Origin of the sequence: Mycobacterium sp. E136 (assembly GCF_001666865.1) — a bacterium.
Lineage (GTDB): Bacteria > Actinomycetota > Actinomycetes > Mycobacteriales > Mycobacteriaceae > Mycobacterium.
In genome coordinates, this window is the sequence record NZ_LZJE01000260.1 from 1 (window position 1) to 1,241 (window position 1,241).

General features: G+C 72.8%; 3 protein-coding genes. All 3 read right to left on the reverse strand.

Annotated features, from left to right (window positions below; all coding sequences use genetic code 11):
* Window positions 1–154: SAM-dependent methyltransferase (locus A5698_RS28065; RefSeq protein ID WP_231967432.1), on the reverse strand; the 154-nt coding region annotated here is incomplete at its 3' end.
* Window positions 151–777 (reverse strand): precorrin-8X methylmutase, encoded by a 627-nt coding sequence (locus tag A5698_RS17215; RefSeq protein WP_068299348.1) that lies wholly within the window; start codon window positions 775–777, stop codon window positions 151–153. The genes A5698_RS17215 and A5698_RS28065, both read right to left, overlap by 4 nt.
* Before the next feature lie 9 nt (window positions 778–786).
* A partial coding sequence (locus tag A5698_RS17220; RefSeq protein ID WP_502688942.1) for a 4Fe-4S domain-containing protein occupies window positions 787–1,241 on the reverse strand: 455 nt, incomplete at its 5' end.

Below are 1,241 nucleotides of genomic sequence, written 5' to 3' on the forward strand. Positions count from 1 at the left end.
CCGCGATGCCGCGCGCGATGCTCTTACCGTGCCGGGCGCTGTGGTAGGCGACGACGTCGGCCTCGCCGATCACCCGCGCGGCCTTGACGGTGACCAGTTCGGGGTCGCCGGGTCCGAGCCCGACGCCCCAGAGCGTTCCTCGCGTCGCGCTCATTCTCGATCACTGGCAATCGCGTTGACGGCCGCGGCGGCTATCGCGCTGCCGCCGCGACGACCCGTCACCACGAGATACGACATCCCGCGGGGCCGGTCGATGAGTTCCTGTTTGGACTGGGCCGAGCCGACGAAGCCGACCGGACCGCCGAGCACCGCCGCAGGGGTCGGCGCGCCGTCGTCGACGAGCTCGAGCAGCCGGAACAACGCCGTTGGCGCGTTGCCGATCGCCAGCACCGCGCCGCCGAGCCGGTCCGCCCACAGGTCGACGGCCGCTGCGGAGCGGGTGGTGCCCAGGCGTGCGGCGAGGTCCGGCGCGCGGGGGTCGGCCACCAGCGAGACCACCTCGTTGTCGGCGGGCAGCCGCGATCTGGTGATACCGGCGGCGACCATCGACGAGTCGCACAGGATCGGGGCTCCGGCCGTCAGCGCAGAGTGGGTGGCGGTGACGACGTCGTCGCTGTACGCGACGTGGTCGGCGACGTCGACCTGGCCGCAGGTGTGGATCAACCGCACGACGACGTGGGCCACGTCGTCGGGGAATCGGGCCAGGTCCGCCTCGTCGCGAATCGTCGCGAACGACTGCCGGTAGATCTCCCCGGCGTCGCGGATGTAGTCGAGCACGCGATCACCCTACGGGTGCGCGCCGCGGGTCCGGTATCCGTCTCCGGTTGCCACCAGCACCTCACCAATAGGTGGGCTGCCGCAGGCCCGCTCGCATCCGACGAAGTGGCGGTGGCCCGCCGCCGGGTCGGCCACGGCAGCGGCAGCGTCGGCGCGGACGTCGGCGAGCGAGTGCTCACAACCGGGCCTGCCTGTGCATGCGCTGACCGACAGCCACGGCGAGTTCTCGTCGAACACCAGGCCCAACGGCGCGAGCACGCGCAGCGCGACATCGGCGACGTCCTCGGCGAGGTCGAACACGACCACCGAACGCCACGGCGTGATCGCCATCGGCGCCTCGATCGCGGCGAGGAACTCCGCGGTCCTGGCGGGCAGCACGCCCAGCGGCACCGCGGCGCCCAGCGCGATGCGTCCGTCGTGCTGTTCGAGCCATCCCACGGGCGGGCGGGTGACCGCCGGCCACG